At 36.6% G+C, this 22,207-nt stretch carries 15 protein-coding genes; 5 read left to right on the plus strand and 10 right to left on the minus strand.

The window, feature by feature from the left end; genetic code table 11:
- Nucleotides 1–130: 130 nt before the first annotated feature.
- The 3 genes from EKM66_RS03040 to trpX are packed head-to-tail and all read right to left on the minus strand — an operon-like array spanning nt 131 to nt 2,771.
- A complete protein-coding gene (locus tag EKM66_RS03040; RefSeq protein WP_125761572.1) occupies nt 131–880 on the minus strand; it encodes an ABC transporter ATP-binding protein in 750 nt (249 codons plus the stop codon).
- Nucleotides 877–1,767: an ABC transporter permease gene (locus EKM66_RS03045; RefSeq protein WP_125761574.1), complete on the minus strand. Its 891-nt coding sequence runs from the start codon at nt 1,765–1,767 to the stop codon at nt 877–879. Before EKM66_RS03045 ends, EKM66_RS03040 begins: the two co-directional genes overlap by 4 nt.
- A complete protein-coding gene (gene trpX / locus EKM66_RS03050) occupies nt 1,764–2,771 on the minus strand; it encodes a tryptophan ABC transporter substrate-binding protein (RefSeq protein ID WP_125761576.1) in 1,008 nt (335 codons plus the stop codon). Before trpX ends, EKM66_RS03045 begins: the two co-directional genes overlap by 4 nt.
- A gap of 523 nt (nt 2,772–3,294) precedes the next feature.
- Between trpX and EKM66_RS03055 the strand changes: the two genes are divergently transcribed.
- From EKM66_RS03055 to EKM66_RS03065, 3 genes are all read left to right on the plus strand, one after another.
- The gene (locus tag EKM66_RS03055) at nt 3,295–4,371 is read left to right on the plus strand and encodes a YibE/F family protein (RefSeq protein ID WP_125761578.1); all 1,077 of its coding nucleotides are present in this window, start codon (nt 3,295–3,297) and stop codon (nt 4,369–4,371) included.
- A complete protein-coding gene (locus EKM66_RS03060; protein ID WP_125761580.1) occupies nt 4,371–5,117 on the plus strand; it encodes a YibE/F family protein in 747 nt (248 codons plus the stop codon). The genes EKM66_RS03055 and EKM66_RS03060 overlap by 1 nt, the downstream gene beginning before the upstream one ends.
- A 76-nt stretch (nt 5,118–5,193) precedes the next feature.
- Complete coding sequence (locus EKM66_RS03065) at nt 5,194–6,927, plus strand: DUF262 domain-containing protein (protein WP_125761582.1); 1,734 nt, start codon at nt 5,194–5,196, stop codon at nt 6,925–6,927.
- Here the strand turns inward: EKM66_RS03065 and EKM66_RS03070 are convergent.
- The 4 genes from EKM66_RS03070 to EKM66_RS03085 form a co-directional block, all read right to left on the minus strand.
- On the minus strand, nt 6,917–8,983 hold the full coding sequence (locus tag EKM66_RS03070) for a HelD family protein (RefSeq protein WP_125761584.1): 2,067 nt from the start codon (nt 8,981–8,983) through the stop codon (nt 6,917–6,919). The genes EKM66_RS03065 and EKM66_RS03070 overlap by 11 nt on opposite strands.
- A 152-nt stretch (nt 8,984–9,135) precedes the next feature.
- On the minus strand, nt 9,136–11,733 hold the full coding sequence (locus EKM66_RS03075) for a SpaA isopeptide-forming pilin-related protein (protein ID WP_164505024.1): 2,598 nt from the start codon (nt 11,731–11,733) through the stop codon (nt 9,136–9,138).
- Between the two features lie 552 nt (nt 11,734–12,285).
- Nucleotides 12,286–13,206, minus strand: a complete 921-nt coding sequence (locus tag EKM66_RS03080; protein ID WP_125761586.1) for an aldo/keto reductase — start codon at nt 13,204–13,206, stop codon at nt 12,286–12,288.
- A 65-nt stretch (nt 13,207–13,271) separates the two neighbouring features.
- A complete protein-coding gene (locus EKM66_RS03085) occupies nt 13,272–13,940 on the minus strand; it encodes a helix-turn-helix domain-containing protein (RefSeq protein WP_125761588.1) in 669 nt (222 codons plus the stop codon).
- A 225-nt stretch (nt 13,941–14,165) separates the two neighbouring features.
- On the opposite strand from EKM66_RS03085, the gene EKM66_RS03090 reads away from it, so the two are divergent.
- Nucleotides 14,166–15,539, plus strand: coding sequence for a glycoside hydrolase family 1 protein (locus EKM66_RS03090; protein WP_125761590.1), 1,374 nt, complete (start codon nt 14,166–14,168; stop codon nt 15,537–15,539).
- 28 nt (nt 15,540–15,567) lie between these two features.
- Here the strand turns inward: EKM66_RS03090 and EKM66_RS03095 are convergent, their stop codons facing one another.
- The gene (locus tag EKM66_RS03095; protein ID WP_125761593.1) at nt 15,568–16,764 is read right to left on the minus strand and encodes an ATP-binding protein; all 1,197 of its coding nucleotides are present in this window, start codon (nt 16,762–16,764) and stop codon (nt 15,568–15,570) included.
- 191 nt (nt 16,765–16,955) lie between these two features.
- Between EKM66_RS03095 and EKM66_RS03100 the strand changes: the two genes are divergently transcribed.
- Nucleotides 16,956–19,004, plus strand: coding sequence for a beta-galactosidase (locus tag EKM66_RS03100; protein WP_225426545.1), 2,049 nt, complete (start codon nt 16,956–16,958; stop codon nt 19,002–19,004).
- A 45-nt stretch (nt 19,005–19,049) separates the two neighbouring features.
- On the opposite strand, the gene EKM66_RS03105 is transcribed toward EKM66_RS03100, so the two are convergent.
- Both EKM66_RS03105 and EKM66_RS03110 read right to left on the minus strand, forming a co-directional pair.
- A complete protein-coding gene (locus tag EKM66_RS03105; RefSeq protein ID WP_125761595.1) occupies nt 19,050–20,816 on the minus strand; it encodes a glycerophosphoryl diester phosphodiesterase membrane domain-containing protein in 1,767 nt (588 codons plus the stop codon).
- Between the two features lie 120 nt (nt 20,817–20,936).
- Nucleotides 20,937–21,899, minus strand: a complete 963-nt coding sequence (locus EKM66_RS03110) for a hypothetical protein (protein WP_125761597.1) — start codon at nt 21,897–21,899, stop codon at nt 20,937–20,939.
- Nucleotides 21,900–22,207 lie beyond the last annotated feature (308 nt).

Genomic DNA, 22,207 nt, shown 5'->3' on the forward strand with positions numbered 1-22,207 from the left:
ATTTTTCTAATTTTGGTATCGGTATGACATAAGACAGTACACGCTTACTAGTTATTGAACAAAGGAATTTCTCTAATAAATACAAATTGTATTTTAATCAAAAAAAAACACCCCATTCGGGATGTCTGTCTTAGAAATATTCAAGTAGATCTTGTTCTTTAAGTTTTGATTTAGCTTCTTTGTCGAGATCAAGGACAATTTTTCCTTTTTTTAGAACAATCAAACGATTACCATATTTGACGGCTTCAGTTAAATTATGTGTAACCATCAGGCAAGTTAATTTTTTCTCGAGAATAACCTTATTAGTTAGTTCCATCAGCTCTTGACTAGTCTGTGGATCTAGAGCTGCCGTGTGTTCATCTAATAGAAGTAGTTCTGGGCGTTGGATGATTGCCATTAGGAAGCTCAGTGTCTGACGTTGACCACCAGATAGCTTCTCAGTGAAGGTATTCAGACGATTGTCCAATGTAGGCAGGTCCTTAGTAAATTCTTTGAATTGTTCCATATGATCGTTTAATCTGCGTAAGCGTAGTCGGCGAGGAAGTCCACGTCTTTTTGCTAATAATAAGTTTTCAGCGACTGTCATACGTGGAGAAGTTCCTAACTTTGGGTCCTGATAGACACGACTGATGTAACGGCTACGTTTGGCAAGATTCTTTTGAGTGATATCTTCATCGTTCAACAGGATTTTACCAGATGTTAATGTGTTAGCTCCTGTAATCGCATCTAGCAAGGTCGATTTACCGGCACCGTTAGTACCAAGTACAACGATGAAATCTTGAGGATTGATCGATAGGTTGATGCCGTCTAAAATGTTCAAATTCTGATTGTCGTTGTAAATAGTCTTTACAGCGTTATCGATAGTTAATAATGATTTCATTTGCTTTTGACCCCATTTCTAAATGCTTGGAAAAATTGTGCTCTGATTGTTGGAAGTGCTAAACATAGTGCCAAGATAATGGCTGAGATGAGTTTCAAGTCGTTAGTATTGAATCCTAGTTGTAAAACGATCATTAAGATCAATCGGTAAACGATACTACCAATAACAATAGTGATGATTCTGATGCTCAATGGAACGTCAGGATAAATAACTTCGCCAATGATAATAGCTGATAGTCCGATAACAATAGAGCCGATACCCATATTGACATCCGCAAAACCATTTTGTTGAGCGATAAGTCCACCGGTTAGAGCGACAATACCGTTTGAAACCATGATACCAATGAATTTCATCATGGTAGTGTTGATACCCATTGAAGCGGCCATTGTTTCGTTATCACCAGTAGCGATAACAGCTTGTCCTTTTTCAGTATTTAAGAAGACGATTAGTAGGAAGGTAATGATAGCAATGATGATGATTCCTAGAATAATTCCATTGAAGTTAACAGGTAACTTGTCTAATCCATAGCGATTGAAGATATTGTCAGGTTTGGTCAATGACATATTGGCCTTGCCTAAGATACGCAAGTTGACTGAATATAACGCCGTCATGGTCAAAATCCCGGCTAACAAACTTGGAATGTGTAACTTGGTGTACATGAAAGCAGTAGCAAAACCTGCCAAAGATCCAAAGATAAAAGCTACTAATAGTGCAAGTTCCGGTGAATAACCGTGCTGAATCATAATTACGGCAGTTGCAGCGCCGAGTGGGAAACTTCCTTCGACGGTCATATCAGGGAAGTCGAGAATTCTAAATGTGATGTACAGGCCAATTGCCATGATAGCCCAGATGAAACCTTGGCTGATAGTTGAGATTATTAAATTCATTTGATGATCTTCCCTTCTTTTTGAGCTCGTTTGATGACTGATTCTGGAAACGTAATATTAAGCTTTTCTGCTTGTTTTTCGTTCAAAATCAAATGACCTTTTTTAATGAATGTAACTGGCATTGTTGCTGGTTTACCTTTGCCACGAAGAATCTTAACGACGTCCTCACCAGTTTGTTCACCAAGTTCATATTGACTTAATCCATATGTAGCAAGTCCGCCATCTTTGACCATAGTTGTAGCAGCGGGGAAGACGGGAATGCCTTGTTTTGCGGCAATGCTTGAAAGTAGTTTCATACCACTAGCAACTGTGTTGTCAGTTGGAACAAAGATTGCTTGAACCTTTTGTGAGAGGCTAGTTGAAACTTGGTCCAAGTCATTAACGTTACTAATACTTGAGACAGTCACGTTTAATCCTTGTGCAGAAGCAATTTTCTTCATTTTTTTCATTTCAGTTGTTGCGGACATATCACTTGAAGTATAAATGATACCGATATTTTTTAGGTCAGGCATGATTTTTTTGATCAACTTCAGTTGACTCTCTAGTGGAGCTTGGTCAGAAACACCTGTGATATTACCACCGGGTTTGGTGTTACTAGGGATGATACCAAATCCCTTAGGATCAGTGACAGCACCCATAACGATAGGAATAGTAGAAGTAGCGTTCTTCAATGATTGAACTGATGGAGTAGCGATTCCGACGGCAACATCGACGTTGTCTTGAACGAATTGCTTACTAATAGTTCTTAAGTTACTTTGGTCACCTTGAGCATTCTGGAATTCAATTTTGATGTTCTTACCATTGATATAACCATGTTTCTTCAATGTATCATCGAGACCTTTGTTGATTTGATCTAAGGCTGGATGTGACATCAATTGAAGGACACCAACCTTAGGTATTTTGTTTTTAGCAACCTTTTCGGTGTGACCTGTGTAGAAAAAGGCAAAGATCAGAAATGCAAATAAGAAAATAAGAGTTCCATATAATCGCTTGGTATGTTTCATTTTTTCTCCCCCTGGATAATAAATAATTACTATAGAAAACAAAAAGACAATCTCATAGCTTGTGAGATTGTCTTTGAACAAAAAAATCCCACATGGATTTATTCTAGAAATTCCATGTGGGCTTAAGTTTTTTAAACTAGTTTAATAAGCCGACACGGATACAATCCTTTTCAGGTTATATCCATATCGGATCAACCTGAATTATCGGCTTTGCCAACGATTATTGACGATGTTTAGAGAAGTAATATTTTTCATAAGTAAAATCTCCTAACAGTTTTTTCAGCTGAATTCAGTTGAGTAGTTGATGTCAAAAATGATATTTCAAACTGAAAAGTTTGTCAATGTTTTATTCTAAAAATTTCGTAAGCAGTTTCAATTTTTCAAACACCTAATCGTATAGATTCCCCGTCTGACAAGGTATATACTCGATTTACATTGTAATTATGAAAATGTAAATGAATTACTGGATTACTAAATAATGTTAAGTAGTGATATTATTGAATAATACATAAGTGGTGAAATCATGAATAAAAAATATTTAAAAATTTTGATTGTTGCGATAGTAGCTCTAATGGCAACAATCTTTACACATTTTGATGCATTCTTGTATTCAGAACCAGTGATCAAAGTTGAATCAGTTAGTACTCTTAGCAAACAAAAGAATACTGATGAATACAAAAATACAGATACACAAGTTACTCAACGAATAAATGGACGTTTTCTCAATACTTCTAAACGTGGCAAAAAGATTTCTTTAAAGAATACTTACTATCAATCACAACTAACTGATCAAAAATATCGTTCCGGTCAACAAGTTATTTTGACTAAGTCTAGCGGACATTATTCAGTTAATGATATTAAACGTGATACAGTGCTAGTGTTCTCAATTGGATTAGTCATTGTTCTATTATTCTGCATGGGATTCAGTCGTGGAAAGCTATTTACTAGTATTCTGCTGAATCTAGTCGTTTACTATGGATTCATGAAGTTATTAATAAATACACATAATAGCGCACTATTATTACTAACCGTTATAACGGCACTGCTGATATCTGCAATTGCTTTGATAGTTATCTTGGGGCCGACAATGGATGCAGTAATGGCATACTCCAGCACCGTTATAGCGACAACAACTTCGATACTTCTAAGTATTTTCTTGATGAAGTTATCTGGTTATAGTGGAATACACTTGGAATTAACGGATTTTGGCTTACAGCCATATTTTAGTGTTTTCATTTCTCAGGTCATTTTTAGTGTGCTAGGAGTTATCTTAGATGAAACTATGGATATTTCTTCTTCGTTGATTGAAATGAAGAAGGAGATTAAGGATGTTAATGAGAAGACGTTATTTAAATCAGGTATTAATATTGGCCGAGAATTAATTGGCCCACTGATCAATATCTTGTTATTCATCGTTATAGCGGAGCATTTAAACGTTGTCCTGTTGTATATGAGTAACGGTAATTCAATTGGATATACTTTTGAGATGACATTGAGCTTGGGATTCGCACAACTGTTAATTAGTGCAATTGGTATTGTGCTGACTGTTCCCATCACAAGCTTCATTGCCAGTAAAATGATTGCAAGGAGGCCAATGTAATGCTGTATTTATTTGGTGCATTCGTTATATTATTGTTGTTGGTTGCCGGTGGTCGCGGATTCTCACTATTATTTGGATTGGCCATAAATGTTATTTCAATTATTGGGTTGTTGATACTGATTGCGGATGGCTTCAATGTTTTGATCACTACTGCGATAGTCTCAGTAATTATTCTAGTCGTGGCAATTTTTATGAATGTTGAGAATCCTAATACCGCAAATATTGCGTTCAAGACTTCACTATTGATCACAGCAGTAATTGTTCTGATCACTATACCTTTGGAGTATTGGGCTAGTGCCCATGGAATGGGTGTGGAAGATCAAGAGGAACTTGAAGGATTCTCATTGGCAGCCGGAGTGTCATTTCCACAGTTGGCGGTTGCTATTATCATTGTTAACAGTCTAGGAGTTATCTCAGAAACAAGTGTTGCGATAACCAGTGGTTTGAATGAAATTGTCGAGAACAAACCTAGTTTGACACCGGCAGAAACATTTGCGGATGGCTTCTCTGTCGGAAATAGAATTTTGAGTACACAGACTAATACATTGCTGTTCAACTTCTTCGCAACGACTTTTCCACTATTCTTCTTAATACATTCATTGCATGATAATTTCTTTGATATTGTGAATGATAAGTTGGTTGTCGCCGAAGTTATTACGATGCTGATTTGTGCCATTGGAGTCATTATGACTGTTCCGATTACTTCTTATTTGGTTTATCGGGGCGTTAAGAAAAATCAAAAATAAAAACATATTAAAAAAAACTCGTACTTTATATTAAGGATTCAAAAATCCATTAAATATAAAATAGGAGTTTTTTTTAATGAGATCAGCTGTAAAACCACCAATACCAACCAGTCCCTTAATGAGTGCATTATTTGAGGGTAATCAATTTTGTGTTCCGCTATATCAACGTGGATATGCATGGGGAATTCCTGAAATTGAAGACTTCTGGACTGACTTAATGTATGTATTCCAAGGAAAGATGGATCAACACTTCTTTGGACAAATTGTTACGTTAGAATCTGACAACGACAAACATGAGATCATTGATGGGCAACAGAGAATTACTACTAGTTTATTATTCTTATCGGCATTTCGAAGCGTATGTGAGGAACTGAATGAGAATGCTTTTGATGGGAATAATATTGATTCTAGGGCGCAATTATTGAATGTTATTGAAGGAATCAACGATATTATTGGTGAGGAAGAAGACGCATCTTTAGTAGTTCAGAAACATACTGATTTTGAATTAAATATCCAAGAGTATTTTGAAAAAATCACTAGTAAAAAGAAAATTGATACAAAAGAAAAAACCATTTCATCTCGTCCTAAAGAAAATATGCGAATTGCTTATAATCATTTTGTTAAATTAATCAAAGAAGAACTCAAATCTAGGTCACAATTGTCGGATCAGTTGTCATTTTTAAAAGATACATATAAGGCTTTTACTGGGAAATTTTATGTAGTAATCATATCTACAAGAAGTAGAAGAAATGCTTTCACTATTTTTGAAACTCTGAATTGTCGTGGTAAGGATTTAACGTCGGCTGATATTATCAAGAATCATGTAATGTCTCTGATGAACGATGATCTGGATACTGCTAATGATTATTGGAATGATATGGCTGCTACATTGGGTAATGACAGTAAGAAAATTACCAAATATATCAGGTCTTATTGGGCTGCCAGCAGACGTGTAGAAGTCGAGGATAAACTCTATCGTTCTATCAGTGGCGTGGTGACAAAGGATAGTGAAGCTAGTGATTTTTTGAAGAGTTTGAGTGAGCTGACACCAGTTTATAAAGTATTGCTGGCTCCAACTGCTACCAAAGCTAATCGAGAATACTTTGGTGATAGCAACATTACTGAAATAATCGATGTATTCAAAAAGCTAAGTTGTACGCTTTATTATCCAATTTTCTTGGCGATGAAATATCGCAAGTTCTCTAATAAAGAGATAGTAATTGTAATGCAAAAACTACTAACGATTTTTATCAGACATCGTACGATTATTAATGAAGGAACTAATGTCTTAGAGACAGGATTTTCTTCGGTAGCAAAGGATATTTGGACACTCAAGTTAAAGAGTATTGCAGAGATAAATCAAAGATTGAATGATAGATTCATGAAGTCAAATGATTCTGTAACGGCTTCTTTTACTAATCTCCAAAAAGAAGGTGGAAATACTGGTGCAAAGAAATGGTCGTTGGAATATTTACTAGCCAGTATTTATGATTATGACGAAGATAGTGGATTTAATGGTTCGATGTACGATGATGTATTTGGTAAGTCTAAGGGGAATTATGACCTGTTGAATATTAGCACAGAAATTAAAGAGGAATATCGCAATTATCTGGGTAATTGGACAATTATTGAGAGCAAAATTAGAGTTCCCGAAAAACTTGATTTACATAAGATTATTAAAATATTGGAAGCTTCTAAATTAAAAGAGAATAGAAGATTAGCCAAATTATTAAGGCAGAATGGGTGGTCTAATAATAATGTCATGGAACGACAGGCTTACTTAGCTAAAAATATTAATGTTATTTGGTAGAGTTAACAATCAATAATTTGGAAGCTCGAGAAAATGCTGTGTATAGCCTATTCTCGCCAAATCGTTTGTCATGATAATAGTCAGATTCCGCATCGGCGATAATAACGTTGTCGAATTCTAGTCCTTTTGCGAGAACTAGAGGAAGTACGATAACACCATCTTGAGGAAGTTTGTCTTCATTTGATATGGCGGTAATGCTTAAATTCTCACTGATTTTTTCCGCAAAATTATTGTCACTAGTAATGATTGCGGATAGTTCAGTTTTATTTAGGGACGAAACTTGTGATTTCAAACTATTCAGAAGGTCATCAAAATCATTATTAGTAATGAATTCGGGCTTTTTTCCACCAATCTGAATTGTTTTGATATTGTTGATCAATTCGGCGGATCCGTGAGAGACAAACGCGTTGGTGATTTCACCACTGGAACGGTAGCTAGTATATAGATTTCGTTGTGTAACGGATATATTGTTTTTCTCAAATAAATTCTGTAATTCTACGAAGGTCAATGGATTATTTGATTCTTTGATAGATTGAAATTGGTCACCAACTAGTGTCCATTTAACTTTTGGATAAGCAGTAATCATGAAAAGAATTTGATCGAGTGAATAATCTTGAATTTCATCGATCATGACGAACTTTAGATTCTTATTTACTAGATTTAATAGTTTTAATTTAGCAAAAGCGTAATCTAATTGGTTTATTTCATCGCTATTCAAAATCAATTGGACAGTTTTTTCGATGTTCAGCCATTTTTTCTGTTCTAGTAATTTAAGAAGCCTGCGATTACGATATTGCAGCATTTTCTTGGTAGCCTTTTGAACGGCAGAATCTGAATTAGGTGCGATAATACGTCCATAAATTTTTTCTTGTTGAAGATCAGTTAAATCAGATAGTTCAGCTTGGATTTTTCCATTACGTGAATCCAGTTCAATTTGTTCTTCAATTATTCCAGTCAAAACTGTTGTTAGTGCGGTTATTCTTTTACCAATTGTTGAAGTAGCCGGAGTTTGGTCGAATAAATCTTTAATTTGATTCTTACTAAAAATCATTTTGCCATTCATTTTGATACTTCTAAAAGATTTAACAGGCAAGTGGAAATTATCAATCTGTTCATTGATAACTGATACGTGACTGTTATTATCAGTAAATGTAACTTTGGGGTCAACAAAAGGTACAAGCATTTGATCAAAGGTCATTTGTAGTGGTGATTCCTCACCCAAACTAGGCAGAACTTTGTTGATATAGTTGGTAAATAAGGGATTAGGAGTTAGTAAAAGAACATCGTTGGAGAGAATATCATCACGGTATCGATACAACAAATAGGCGATACGTTGTAGAACTACGGAAGTTTTGCCACTTCCAGCAATTCCATTTACCAATAGAGCCTGACTTTTAGTATCACGAATAATGATGTTTTGTTCACGTTGAATGGTAGCCGTGATAGAACCCATTTCACTATTTTTATTTTCCTGAAGTGTTTTGACCAATAGTGGGTCTTGAATAGCCACATCTGTATCGAAAACATCTTGTAAGACGGCATCATGTAGTAGAAATTGTCGACGAGTATCCACATTAACTTCTATCTTACGATTATTAGCTTCATAGAATGTTTGTCCCATGCGATTGTTGTAGTACAAGTCAGCAATCGGAGAACGCCAATCTAGTATCATAGGTTCTTCAGGGGTAGGAGAGAATCCGGCAGAACCGATATAAAATGGTTCAGATTTAGTTTCATCGGGATACTTCAGATCAATTCGAGCAAAATATGGTGCAGGCAATAGGCGAATTACTTTTTCTTTGGTATTAACAAGTTGATCCTGCCTATTGTTGAAATAATCAATTTGTTTGTTCATGGTTTCAATTGCGGCAAAAGTATCCAGATTGTCGGCGTAACTGTCGAAGTTTAAGGCAGTGTCTTTACTGGCACCTTTTTTAAAATTCTTGGCAGTATCAGAGTTATCGGCAATAAGTGCATCAATACTTTCTAAGGTGTTTTTTAAAACTCCGTGTACCATTGTTAGGTGGTTTTGTTCTGATTTGAAAATATCGTTCATGAATGATACCTCCTAGTATTAGGTATCTAATATTAGTACGATAAATCTACAAATAACAGTCTTGTATTGAAAAAAATAATCCTTCATAATATATATGAGGAAAGAAATAGACAAATAAAATGGCGTTCACTTTTTGAGGTGAACGTCATTTTTTATGCGCGTCTGCGCTTGATTTCAAATCCAGCAAGACCAATCAAAATAATAAATCCAATAACTGCAATTAAAATATTTTGTTGATTACCAGTTTGAGGGAATCTTCCTGTTCCGCTAGGAGAACCTGTGGAAGGATTGCCAGGATTTGTGGAAGTTGATGAACCACCGGAACTTGATCCACCACCGTTACCACCAGGAATTGTTGGTAAGACAGGGTTAACAATTCCAGGGTTAGAAGGCTCGCTAGGTCCAGGTTTACCGGGTTCGGTAACACCAGGTTCAGAAGGTTCACCAGTACCAGGTTTTTCAGGTTCAGTAACTCCGGGTTCAGAAGGTTCGCCAGTACCAGGTTTTTCAGGTTCGGTAACACCAGGTTCAGAAGGTTCACCAGGTCCAGGTTTGCCAGGTTCGGTAACACCAGGTTCGGAAGGTTCGCCAGGTCCAGGTTTACCGGGTTCAGTAATACCAGGTTCAGAAGGTTTCTTTTCGTCCTTAGCACTTAGAGTTGTTACTTTGCCGTTTTCAATTGTGAATTCAATAGGTGTCTTATTGACATCATATCCTTCAGGGGCTTTGATTTCGGTCAAAGTATATTTGCCGTCGGCTAAGTTTTCGATAGTGATTTTACCATTAGAATCGGTAGTATGTTTATCACCGATAATGGTACCTTTACTATCTTTCAACTCATAAGTTGCACCAGCCAAAAGCTTGCCAGCTTCATCAGTCTTTGTAAGAGTTACAGTACCAGTTTCGGGTTCAACAACTGGAGGTAATACAACGCTTGGAGATTTTTCATCTTTAGCACTGAGTTCAGTTATTTTACCTTTTTCAACTGTGAATTCAATAGGTGTCTTATTGACATCGTACCCGTCGGGAGCTTCGATCTCTGTCAAGGTATACTTACCATCGGCTAAAGCGTCAAACTTTATCTTGCCATCTTTGTCGGTAGAATACTTATCAATTACGTCACCATTACTATCTTTCAATTCATAAGTTGCACCGGCTAAAGGCTTACCGTTTTCGTCAGTTTTGCTTAGAATTGCACCACCGTAATCCTCTTCATGACTAGTCAAGACATCACTTGCTGTAATGTAAGTAGATTTGTCTTTTGTAATACTGAAAGGAATTAATTCAGTGGATAAATCGTATCCATCAGGAGCTTTGGTTTCTTTAAATGCATAGTCGCCAACTTCAAGACCACTGATTGAAATACGACCTTGGTCATCGGTAACGAGGCCACTTTGAACGACTTTACCATTGGCATCGAGAAGGTCATATTCGGCACCGGGTAGAAGGTCTCCGGTTGTTACTGAAACTTTATCGAAAATCACACTACCAGTATCAGGTTCTTCAACAGGTGGTTCTGTGGAAGGATTGTCGACTTGATCTAGGTTAAGAGTTTCTCCTTTTATAGTTCCAGGAATTGTGAACTCGATAGGTGTTGAATTCAAATCGTATCCATCAGGAGCTTTTATTTCAGTTAAAGTATAAGTTCCAGCAGGTAGATCGAATACTTTTAATTCTCCATTTTCATCTACGGGGACTTCACTCATTAATACTTTGCCAGTGCTGTCTTTTAGTTCGTAAACAGCTCCTGCCAAAGGTTTACCATCTTGATCGGTCTTATGTAGAACAATATTACCAGTAGCGTTACTACCATTACCACTACCACTACCACCATAGTGAACACTGCTGCTTACATTACCAGTTATCTGATCAGATGTAAGTGAAGCGTTATCTGTGTAAATATTGTCTTTGGTTGGATCAACCTTGATTCGAACTTTGAAGGTCATATCGACGGCAGTATTTACATCTCCAAAGTTGAACTTGATTTCATTACCATTTTGTACAACGGTTGGAGTTAATACACCACCATCGCTAATGAAATTATTATTCTGGTTATAGCTACCAGTAGGAGCATAGACTGAACTTTCAACATATGTTTGTCCTTCGCTGAGTTTGTCAGTTATGACAACATTAGTTAAGTGTTCACTTCTAGGGTTAAAGGCTATATTCCATGTAATATATTCTGGTAGTCCATCTTCATTGGTTCCACTGAGCCAACCAACCTTGTTGATATTCCAATCTAGCTGACCAGGTTCACCAGTGTTAGTGTTATTACCTCTAACGTGGAAGTATAAAGTACCATTTCTATCAATAGTTGTTGATGATAAAACATCATTAAATGTAATGGTACCAGTAGTTTCACCAGCTTTTATTGAATAAGTACCAATTTGGACCCCGTCTTTATCAAGCAAAGGAACATTTGTTAAATTGGCAGTTAATCTTACATTGCTGGGTAATTCAAATGTAGCTGTGTCACCAGCTTTGATAGGTACGCCGTCAGGAATCGACCAATTATAGTTAACATTGTAGTGACTCCAATAATAATAAGGATCATCACTGGGAATCGCATGGCCGTTTTGATCTTTAAGGATTGCATCATTTGGCCCCAAGCCCGATACGGTAATACTTCTGGGTTGGGGATCAACGGCAGTCGTTGCGTGGGCGGTTTCAGAGGTCGGAACTATCCATGCTAGAAGAGCCAACAAAATCGCAATCATGCTGATCAAAAAGGACGTTCTCTTGATTCTCATGATTAACATCTCCCTTAGCAATTTGATGCCTTTTTATTTGATTCAAGGTGAATTATAGTTCCTCACAATATAGGTAGTTAATAATTAGCCCAATTAATATTTTATATATGGTATATAAGTACTTTTATTGTATACCAATTAAAAAGGGTAAAAAAATAGACTGAGAATTTATTCTCAGTCTGGGGTTGAAACGAGTTACAGAAAGGCAAACATCTGCGCTTACTGCGGATAGTGACTTCACCACTTCGTGGCAAAATCACTACCCTAGGTAATGCTCAATGTTTTAACGCCTTTCTTCCACTCTCTATTTTTGAAACGAGTTTATGAAAGACAGCTCATTGCGCTTACTACGAATAATAACTGTGTCACTTCGTGCCACAATTATTATCCTAGGTAATGCTCGTGATCTCCCGTCTTTCAACACTCTCTGTTTTTGAAACGAGTTACAGAAAGGCAAACATCTGCGCTTACTACGGATAATGACTTCACCACTTCGTGGCAAAATCATTACCCTAGGTAATGCTCAATGTTTTAACGCCTTTCTTCCACTCTCTAAGGCAAGTCATTACCTGCTGCAAAGTAAATGTCATACCATTCTTGTTTTGTTAAATCGACGTCAGCACCTTTAGCACTGTCAGCGATATGTTCTGGATTCATTGTTCCGATAACTACTTGCATGTTAGCGGGATGTCTTAGAATCCAAGCTGTGGCGATACCGTTCTTTGATACGCCATATTTGTCAGATAATTCTTGTAATTTCTTGTTCAATTCAGGGAACTTATCATTATTGATGAAGACACCTTGGAACATTCCATATTGGAAAGGTGACCAAGCTTGGATTGTAACGCCCATACGTCTTGAGAATTCTAGAATTCCACCATCATGGTTGATAGAACGTGTATCAGCCATATTTGTGTGCATTCCGAAGTCGACCATTCCAGTGTGCATGATACTGAATTGTAGTTGGTTGATCATAAGTCTTTGACTAACAGCTTCTTGAACCATTAGGTATTGTTGAGGATTGAAGTTTGAAACACCAAAGTGACGAACTTTACCTGATTGTTGTAGTTCATCAAATGCTTCAGCGATTTCCTCAGGTTCCATCAATGGATCTGGTCTGTGAAGTAGGAATGAGTCTAAGTAATCAACACCTAGTCGTTCCAAACTTCCATCGACAGCATCTAGTAAATGTTGTTTTGAGAAATCATAACGAACGCCAGAAACGATTCCACCTTTTGATTGAATGTAGAGATCATCACGTTTAACACTAGTCTTCTTCATAGCTTCACCGAAGACTTTCTCTGATTCACCATCACCGTAAATATCGGCAGCATCAATGAAGTTAATGCCACTGTTATAGGCTGTATCAATTGATTTGGCTGCTTGATCAGGAGTCAACGCGTTCATACGCATGATTCCCAAAGCAACAGCAGAAGCTTCCCAACTTGTTTCGCCAATGTAACGTTGTTTCATGTATTTTTCCTCCTCCGTTTAGTAACAATTCCATTATCGTAGTTACGAAGAAGGTAGTCAATCAATTAATGAAAGGGGTTCCAAGAACTTGTTCTCGGTAAATCAAACCCTATATCTTTATAGGAGTAATAGTCCAATTTATCATTATCACTAATTGGGTAGCCCCAATATTTTTTGCTAATGAGCTTTAGCTTGTATACATAAGAGCCCTTGTGCTGAACCATTGCCCAATGTTCGTTTTTTCCAATGATTCCAGCTTCAACATATTGCCAGAAGCCATCACCGTAGGCATCGGTCTGGATGAATACATCTTTTTTGGGTAGTGGCTTGTTAGTGACCGGCATTACTGCATAACTAGTTTGAGTTTTTAAGAATGGATTGAAATAATCAATATCTTCAACCTGGTAATGATGACCGAAACTTAATATTCCGAGAAATACCATCGTTATAGCGACAATAGCGTATAGTACAGTGACTAGTTTCTTATATTTTTTCTTATTAGTAACATCGTTACTTAATTTTTCGACCACGGTATTATTTTCTCCCTTGAGTAATTCGTCAGTTGAAAGATTTAGAATTTCACTAATGGATACTAATACATCTAAGTTCGGATAGGTCTCGTTATTTTCCCATTTGGAGATAGTTTGTCGGCTGACGTGTAATTTCTCTGCCAATTGTGTTTGAGTAAGTTGCAGTTCACTACGCTTATTCTTGATTACATTTCCAAGTTCCATCTCTTCACCTCTGCCACTATTATCGCAAGGAATGGGGATGAAACCTAGCACTATTCACGGGCATTGTGTAAGATGCCGTTAACATTTGTCTATCCTTACGGCTTAAAAAAATAGTAATCATGTTAACCTTTGGATATAATCAATACGAGGATTCTGATAGCGCTATCAGAATCCTTCAATCAAATTAAATATAATAGAAAATATTTTGAAAAATGAGGTCACACAATGATTAAATTTCCAGATGGATTTTTGTGGGGTGCGGCTGCTTCAGCACCACAAACTGAAGGACATAGTTTACTGAATGGTAAGTCCGCAACAACTTGGGATAAGTGGTTTGAAATGAATCCTGAGAAATTCAATGATAATCAGGGTCCACAGGATACTTCTAATACATACGAAATGTATCAAGAAGACGTTGAAAATATGCAGAAAATTGGTATGAATTCTTACCGTACTTCAATCTCTTGGGCAAGATTATTACCTGATGGTAAAACTTTGAACCCAGAAGCTGTGGGATTCTATCGTTCATATTTCCAAGATATGTTGGATCATGGAGTTGAGCCTATTATTAACCTATTCCATTTTGATATGCCTTGGTGGTTAATGGAAAAGGGCGGTTGGAAAGCACGTGAATCAGTGGATGATTTCGCATTTTATGCCAAAACAGCCTTTGAACAATTTGGTGATTTGGTTAAACGATGGACAACATTCAACGAACCAATCGTCCATATTGAATGTGGATATTTACTCGGATTTCACTATCCAGCTATCGTTGATTTTAAAAAGGCTGTTCAGGTTGGATATCATACATTAATGGCTCATGTTTGTGCTGTTAAAGCGTTTCGTGAAAGCGGAGTGGACGGTCAAATTGGAATAATTCTGAACGTTTCACCCGCATACAGCCGAAGTGACAGCAAAGAAGATATGAAAGCTAAGAATGCCTCTGATTTATTGAGTATTTATAGTTTCCTCGATCCAGCAGTATTAGGCAAGACTCCAAGCGAATTGATTTCATTATTGAAGGAAAATGAATTGTTACCATATGTCGATGCAGGTGACTCAGCCTTAATCAAGAAGAATACAGTAGACTTCATAGGACTGAATTATTATCAACCCAATCGTGTTATGGCACCTGAAAATCCTATAACACCAGCAAAAACTCCAGAAGATTTATTTGCACCATATGATTGGCCAGACAAAAAAATCAATCCATATCGTGGCTGGGAAATTTATCCTAAGGCGTTATATGATGTGGCAATTATGATGCGTGATAAGTACCATAATATTCCTTGGTATGTCAGTGAGAACGGTATGGGGGTTGCTGACGAGGGTAGATATAAGGATGATAACGGCGTTATAGATGATCAATATCGAATTGAATTCATCAAAGAGCATCTTGAATATCTGCACAAAGGAATTGAAGAAGGCAGTAATTGTTTCGGTTACCACCTTTGGACCTTTGTAGATTGCTGGTCATGGTTGAATGGATATAGGAATCGTTATGGGTTATTCAGCGTTGATTTGGATAATGACTTTAAACGTACGATTAAATCTAGTGGTAAATGGTTTAAAGAGTTAAGTGAAAATAATGGATTTTAAAAAGGTTCAAGCCAATTTGGCTTGAACCTTATTTTTCGTCTAATAACCAGTCAACTATATTAATAATTGGTATCCCATCAATATTTTCAAATTCATAATGTTGCTGAGTAATGACTATTTTTTTGTAATTATCAGGTATTTGCAATAAATTATCGGTTTCGTGAGAATTCTTTGGTAATTCATAAGTTACTTGAATGTAGATTGTTTCGTCGGTTTTGCGTGCGATGAAATCAATTTCTTTGATATCTAATTTTCCTACGGATACCCTATACCCACGTCTCAGTAGTTCTACGTAGACAATATTTTCAAGCTGATTACTGTAGTTACCGTCACGTCTTTCCACTGCCGAACGGCGTAATCCAGGATCTACAACAAAATATTTTCCAGATGTTCGTAAAAATTGTCTACCACGTAAATCATATTGTTGTGCTCGATAGAATAGAAAGGCATTCTCTAATAATTCTAGATATCTAGAGACAGTATGGGGACTGATATCCAAACCAGTGGACTTCAACGTATTAGCAATTTTTGTTGGTTGTATCAATTGACCTGTATTATCAGATAAAAATCCGACCAAGGATTTCAGCGCAACTAAATCTCGAATATTACCTCGCATAGAAACATCATTCAATAAAACGGCATCGTAAATACCTTTTAGTATTTGATCCTTTACGGGTTCATTCGCAAGTGCTACAGCTGGAAATCCACCATATTTTTCATATTCCTTAAATGCGGTATCCACTTTTCTTGAATCTATGGAAATATTTTTTGCACTAATGAATTCGGCAAAGGAAAGGGGATAGATAGGAATTTCAACGTATCTTCCACTAAGTAATGTGGCTAATTCACCTGATAGCATATTAGCATTTGATCCGGTTACGACAATGTCGCAATCGAAGCTGACCCTTATACCGTTAATCAATCTTTGCCAACCATCAACGTTTTGAATCTCGTCTAATAAAATATACATCTTACCCGATCTTTTTAATTTCTCGTCGAAAATGGAACGTAATTGGTTTTCAGTTCGGATCATCTGCATTTGATAATCTTCAAAATTTATATAAATAATGTGTTCTTCATCTACATTATTTTTTAGAAGCCAGTCACGATACAGCATTAACAATACTGATTTTCCTGAACGGCGCACACCAGTTATTACTTCTATTACATCCGTGTCTTTGAAAGAAATTAATTGATTTAGATAGTTAGGACGATTGATTAACATGAATGATACCTCCAAAATGCAGTATACTGCATTTCGAAGATTAATTCCAAACAAAATGCAGTATGTTGCATTCTGAAGACAAATTCCAAGTAAAATGCAGTATACTGCATTTTCAAATTCCAATAGCGAAGACCACCAAACAAGTAGTATCCTAATCTTAAAGCGCTTTCACAAAAAGGTAGGTAGATACTTTGGCAAAAACAAACGTGAACTATTTCTTACATGGTGGAGATTACAATCCCGACCATTGGCTACAATATCCAGATATTTTGAAGGATGATTTAAAAATGATGAAGGATGGCAAAATCAACACAGTTACTTTGGGGGTATTTGATTGGTCATCAATTGAACCTAGCAAGGGTCATTATAATTTTGATTGGTTAGATAAGATTTTTGAGGATATCAATAAGATAGGTGGTCGTGTCATTTTGGCAACTCCAAGTGGTGCAAAACCACAATGGATGAGCAAAGAATATCCAGAGATCAATCGCGTCGATGGCAATGGAATCAGACATACGGCAGGATTCCGCCACAATCACTGTTTCTCTTCACCGATATATCGTCGTGAAGTTAAAAAAATTGATACAATGCTTGCCGAACGTTACGGGAAGAATCCAGCCCTATTGATGTGGCATGTATCAAATGAATTCTCTGGCGAATGTTATTGTGATTTGTGCGCCAATAATTGGCGCAAGTGGGTTAAGAACAAATATCAAACACTCGAAAACCTGAATGAATCATGGTACATGAACTTCTGGGGTGGAGCATATAGCAATTGGGGAGAGATTTTACCACCTAATCCGCTTGGTGAATCTGGAGTTCATGAAGGTATGGATCTTGATTGGAAGAGATTCGTTACTGATATGACGATTGACTTCTATGACGCTGAAGCTAAGACACTTCGTGAAATCACTCCAGATATTCCTATTACAACTAACTTCATGGCTGATGGCCCCGACAAGGATAAGTTTATTCCGAAGGTTGATTTGGACTATAGTAAGTTTGCAAAGCATCTTGACGTTGTCAGTTGGGATAGTTATCCAGCTTGGCATAATAACTATGAATCTTTGGCAGAAACCGCCATGCAAGTGGGATACGTCCATGATCAATTCTATTCATTGAAGCATCAACCATTCTTAGTAATGGAATCGACACCTAGCCAAGTAAATTGGATGCCATATGCCAAATCAAAGAAGCCAGGTATGCATATGTTGAGTAGTATGCAACAGATTGCCCACGGTTCTGATAGCACATTGTACTTCCAAATGAGACAAGGTCGTGCTGGATCTGAAAAGTATCATGGTGCAGTTATTGGACATGATAATTCTGAAGATAATCGAGTCTTCAAAGAAGTTGCAGAATATGGCAAGAGACTTGAAAAAATCTCAGAAATACAAGGAGCAGTTAAGGAACCACGTGTTGCTATAGTCTATGATTGGGAAAGTAACTGGACTCTTAATAGCGCAGTTGGGTTCGGTCGTCCGACAAAACTTGGTGTCCAGACGCTGCAAAAACACTATTCAATTTTTTGGGGACAAAATATTCCTGTAGAAATTGTCAGACCAGATGATGATTTGTCCAAGTACGATCTTCTAATAGCACCAATGCTTTATTTACAAACTGAAGATACAATGTCATCTCTACAAAATTATGTTCGTAACGGTGGAACCTTGGTTTCAAGTTATTTGAGCGGTATGGTAGACAGCAATGACCGTGTATATCTAGGTGGTTTCCCAGATAAATTGCAGAAATTATTTGGAATCAAAACCAAAGAAATGGATACTTTACATCCCAATGAACATAACACCGTTAAATTTGGATATACGAAATACCGGACGCATGATTATGATGAAGTGATTGAAGCTACAACTGGTAATGTTTTGGCCGCATATCAAGAAGACTTCTTCAAACAAACTCCAGCAGTCGTTGAGAATCAATTTGGTAAAGGTAAGGCTTATTATATTGCAGCAAGAATGGGCAGAGATTTCTTAAAGGATTTCTATGAACCAATAATTGATCAATTACATTTGACTGATGATTTTGTAGGCAATCCCGAGTACGAGGTTTCTTGTCAAACTAGAATTAAGAATGGTAATAAATATCATTTCTTGATGAATTTCTCAGAAGCAACGCACACTGTGGAGTTGTTAAAGCCAGCGATTGACGTTGAGACTGGTGAAAAAGTTGATTCAACGATAGTGTTAAGAAAATATGAAGTCAGAGTTTTAAGGGAAGCATAAAAAAGACGATTTTCCGTTAAAGGAAAATCGTCTTTTTGCATCTAATTAGAATGGATTTTGCATTTGTAAAATATAATTATAAATTCGTCTAGCGTAACCAGCCTGATCGAAGTTCTTTCTGATTTCGGATTTCAAATCTGACAGATTGTCAGTGATAATTCCATCGACATCCATGAACATCATCTGACTCATAGCAGAAGTGTCGTTGACCGTCCAAGCATAAACCTTCTTGTTTACAGCATGTGAGCCATCCACGAAGCTTGAATTCAATGTAGTGTATTCCATTGTAAATCCGTCAGCATCACTGATAGGAACTCCCGTTAGATTAAATGACAGAATATAATTTGCTGGAACTTTCGGCATGTCCTTCTTACTTTGTTCGATGTAACTGTACTTCAAAGAATGAACCATATCGCCATTCTTACGCAATCGTGTACCGTATTTCTTTCCGAAGTTTTGAATGAAATTATCACTGTTACCACGAACAGGTTTGTATTCAATCAGTAGTTTTTGATGTAGTTTGGTAGCAGTTGCCAAGTAATCATCAAAACTAGCAATGTGTGCACTTCGGCCGTTCTCGTGAACTGTGACTTGTTGCAATTCTGCCATGGTCATCTGACTAGGTCGTTTGTTGATGCCAGCCAGCCCTTTGAGCGTGTTGTCATGATAAACAACATATTGATGATCTTTGGTTTCCTGGATATCCATCTCAATGTAAGTAGGCTTTAATTTAGAAGTAGCTTTGAGCGCTTCAATAGAATTTTGCACACCATTTCCATCATCAACACCACGATGCGATATGGTGGCAGGTCGTTCCATCAACCAACCCTTGAAGTACATAGTGTCGTAACTCATAAAACTGAAGATAGTAGCGGCGGCTAGAATGATCCAGAACCATCTATGAGAACGATTTTTGTGTGGATTATAGACATACTGTGTCTTCGTTTCACTTAGGATAAGCAGCGCCGACATCGAAGTAGCATATAGACTGATCAGAATATTGATGAACTGAACAAGCGTTAAATTAATGATTGCCATCGGGAACTCAATGGCAGTGATGTGATCAAATCCCCACTGTCCAGCTAGTATTATTCCGAATAGAACGTAAGAGAATACCGTTATAACGATAAATATCATTAAAAATGAAACTAGATAATAGAGTGTTCTATTTCTAGTCATGCGCCAACTTTGACGAAGAGCATTCTTGATTCTACGATTATCGAATATCATCAATGGAATAACGAATAACCAACGGACCCCGATGTAAAAAATAGCCAAATAAATCACTATTAAGGCAATTCCAAATGGTAGATGTTCGGTAAATAGCCAATCTAGCAGGAATTCTGGAACTTTGACCTTACTTAAAAGATTAGACGAGAATCCAATTCCTGCAAAAGGTGTAATAATCAAAAAGTATATTAGAAAGAATCCGAATGCCTTAAATGGCAGGCTAGAGATTTCTTTGAAGATGGTCTTTAGATAATCTCTCCAACGAAGATTTGCTTTGGATTTGATAGCTTGGAAACTGATCAGAACTAGAGCAAATTGACTGAAGACCAGTAGCAGTATCAATAATAGAACTAGAAGCAGACCAAGGAACACAAGCGGTCGTTTGGTAATGATACTTAACAAATTAGTGTATGAAACGTATTTAATGCCACCCAGCATAAGAATCCAGTTAGTTAGAACACCCAATGCTGGTACCAGAATGAAATTAATAATTAATTGAACCAGAATAATAACCTGACTGTATTTCCAAAAATAATGCCAGAAGTTGCTATTTTGTTCTTTAAAAAGTCGAAAACTCCCCATTTTTTATCCCCCGATAATTCCAATTACTCTGATAATAATACTAGTCTGGGGATGAAATGTAATTATTAATATTTATTAATGAAATATTTGTGTCAAAAGCACGTACAGCACTATTGAGCATTATTGAATACATTTTTTCAAAGTGGGCAACGAGATACTCTGATTATAGTTTGATTGTAGGTAATCCTGAATTTCGGAAACATTCTCATGATTTTGTGATAATGATTTAATAAAGATTTTGGCATCATCGGTCAACTGACTTCGTGGAGAATTAGTCTTCCTGAAATCACCTTTGAATTGAGTTGGCTCAGTGAAATTGGATTTATTAACGAACTCAAATTGTATTTTGGGTTCTTTTTTAGTTATTTCTGGTTCAGCAATTTCTTCAGTTACTATTTCAGGTTGCTTATTAATCAGTTCATCTTTTCTTTCAAGCTCATGCTGTAAAGAATCAATTGTCAGCACGAGATCTGCTGTAACGGTCTTGTATTGCTGAATTTTTTGTTCATAACAATCTATTCTTGCAAGTAAAGTATCTAGTTCTTTTTTGGTCCAGACAATGGCATCATTACTCAAACTGACATATCCCAAAGTGTCGTTTTCATGAACTTGAATTGGTTGAATAGGTCCGGTTGGCACATCACCAAAGGTGTAATATGGGATGTTTTTAAAATATCCCTTGGTATGTGGAGTATATGCCTTGGTGGTTCCATGAAGATTATTTCTGACATCATCAATAAAGGAAGAGATGATTTTTATCAGTTTTTCTTTATCTTTATAGTGAATTATCAATAAAGGGATGTTGTTCTTACTACAATAATTCAGACGAGCAGTCCCATTAGCACACAGTCGTCTCAAGGCGTCTTGGGCACTCGCAGAATTATTCTTAGCTTTGTAATGTTGTGAACCGTTGTATTCGATGATTGCTAGAAAACCATTGATGTTCAATGCAAAATCGACTGGCAATGGAACATTTTCTGTTTTGCTGATCAAGTTTGGGAATGTTCGTTCACGGTCAAAAACTATTTGCATGTTGTTCAAAATTCCGATGATTTGTGATTCTGGCTCTGACGGTTGTTCCATGATGAAGCCTCCTCAAATAATCTAATTTTATTTTATAAGAGGAAGTCTGAACTAGTCTAACTTAAACCCTTCAAAAACCTTTAGAAAACGTTTGAATAGATATGGTTTTAAATGTTATCGAATACTTAATTGAATTCGAGTTATTTTAATGTGAACAAGGCGTAAATACAGATTAACCAGATAATATCGAAAAAATAGAATGTCAGAACATATATGTACAGATGAATAATATGATGACGTCTGAAGTGTTCTATAAACTCACGCAATATGACGAAGAACACAATAATGGCAAATGTCATTCCAAATTT

Origin of the sequence: Companilactobacillus hulinensis, from assembly GCF_003946555.1 — a bacterium.
Taxonomy (GTDB): domain Bacteria; phylum Bacillota; class Bacilli; order Lactobacillales; family Lactobacillaceae; genus Companilactobacillus; species Companilactobacillus hulinensis.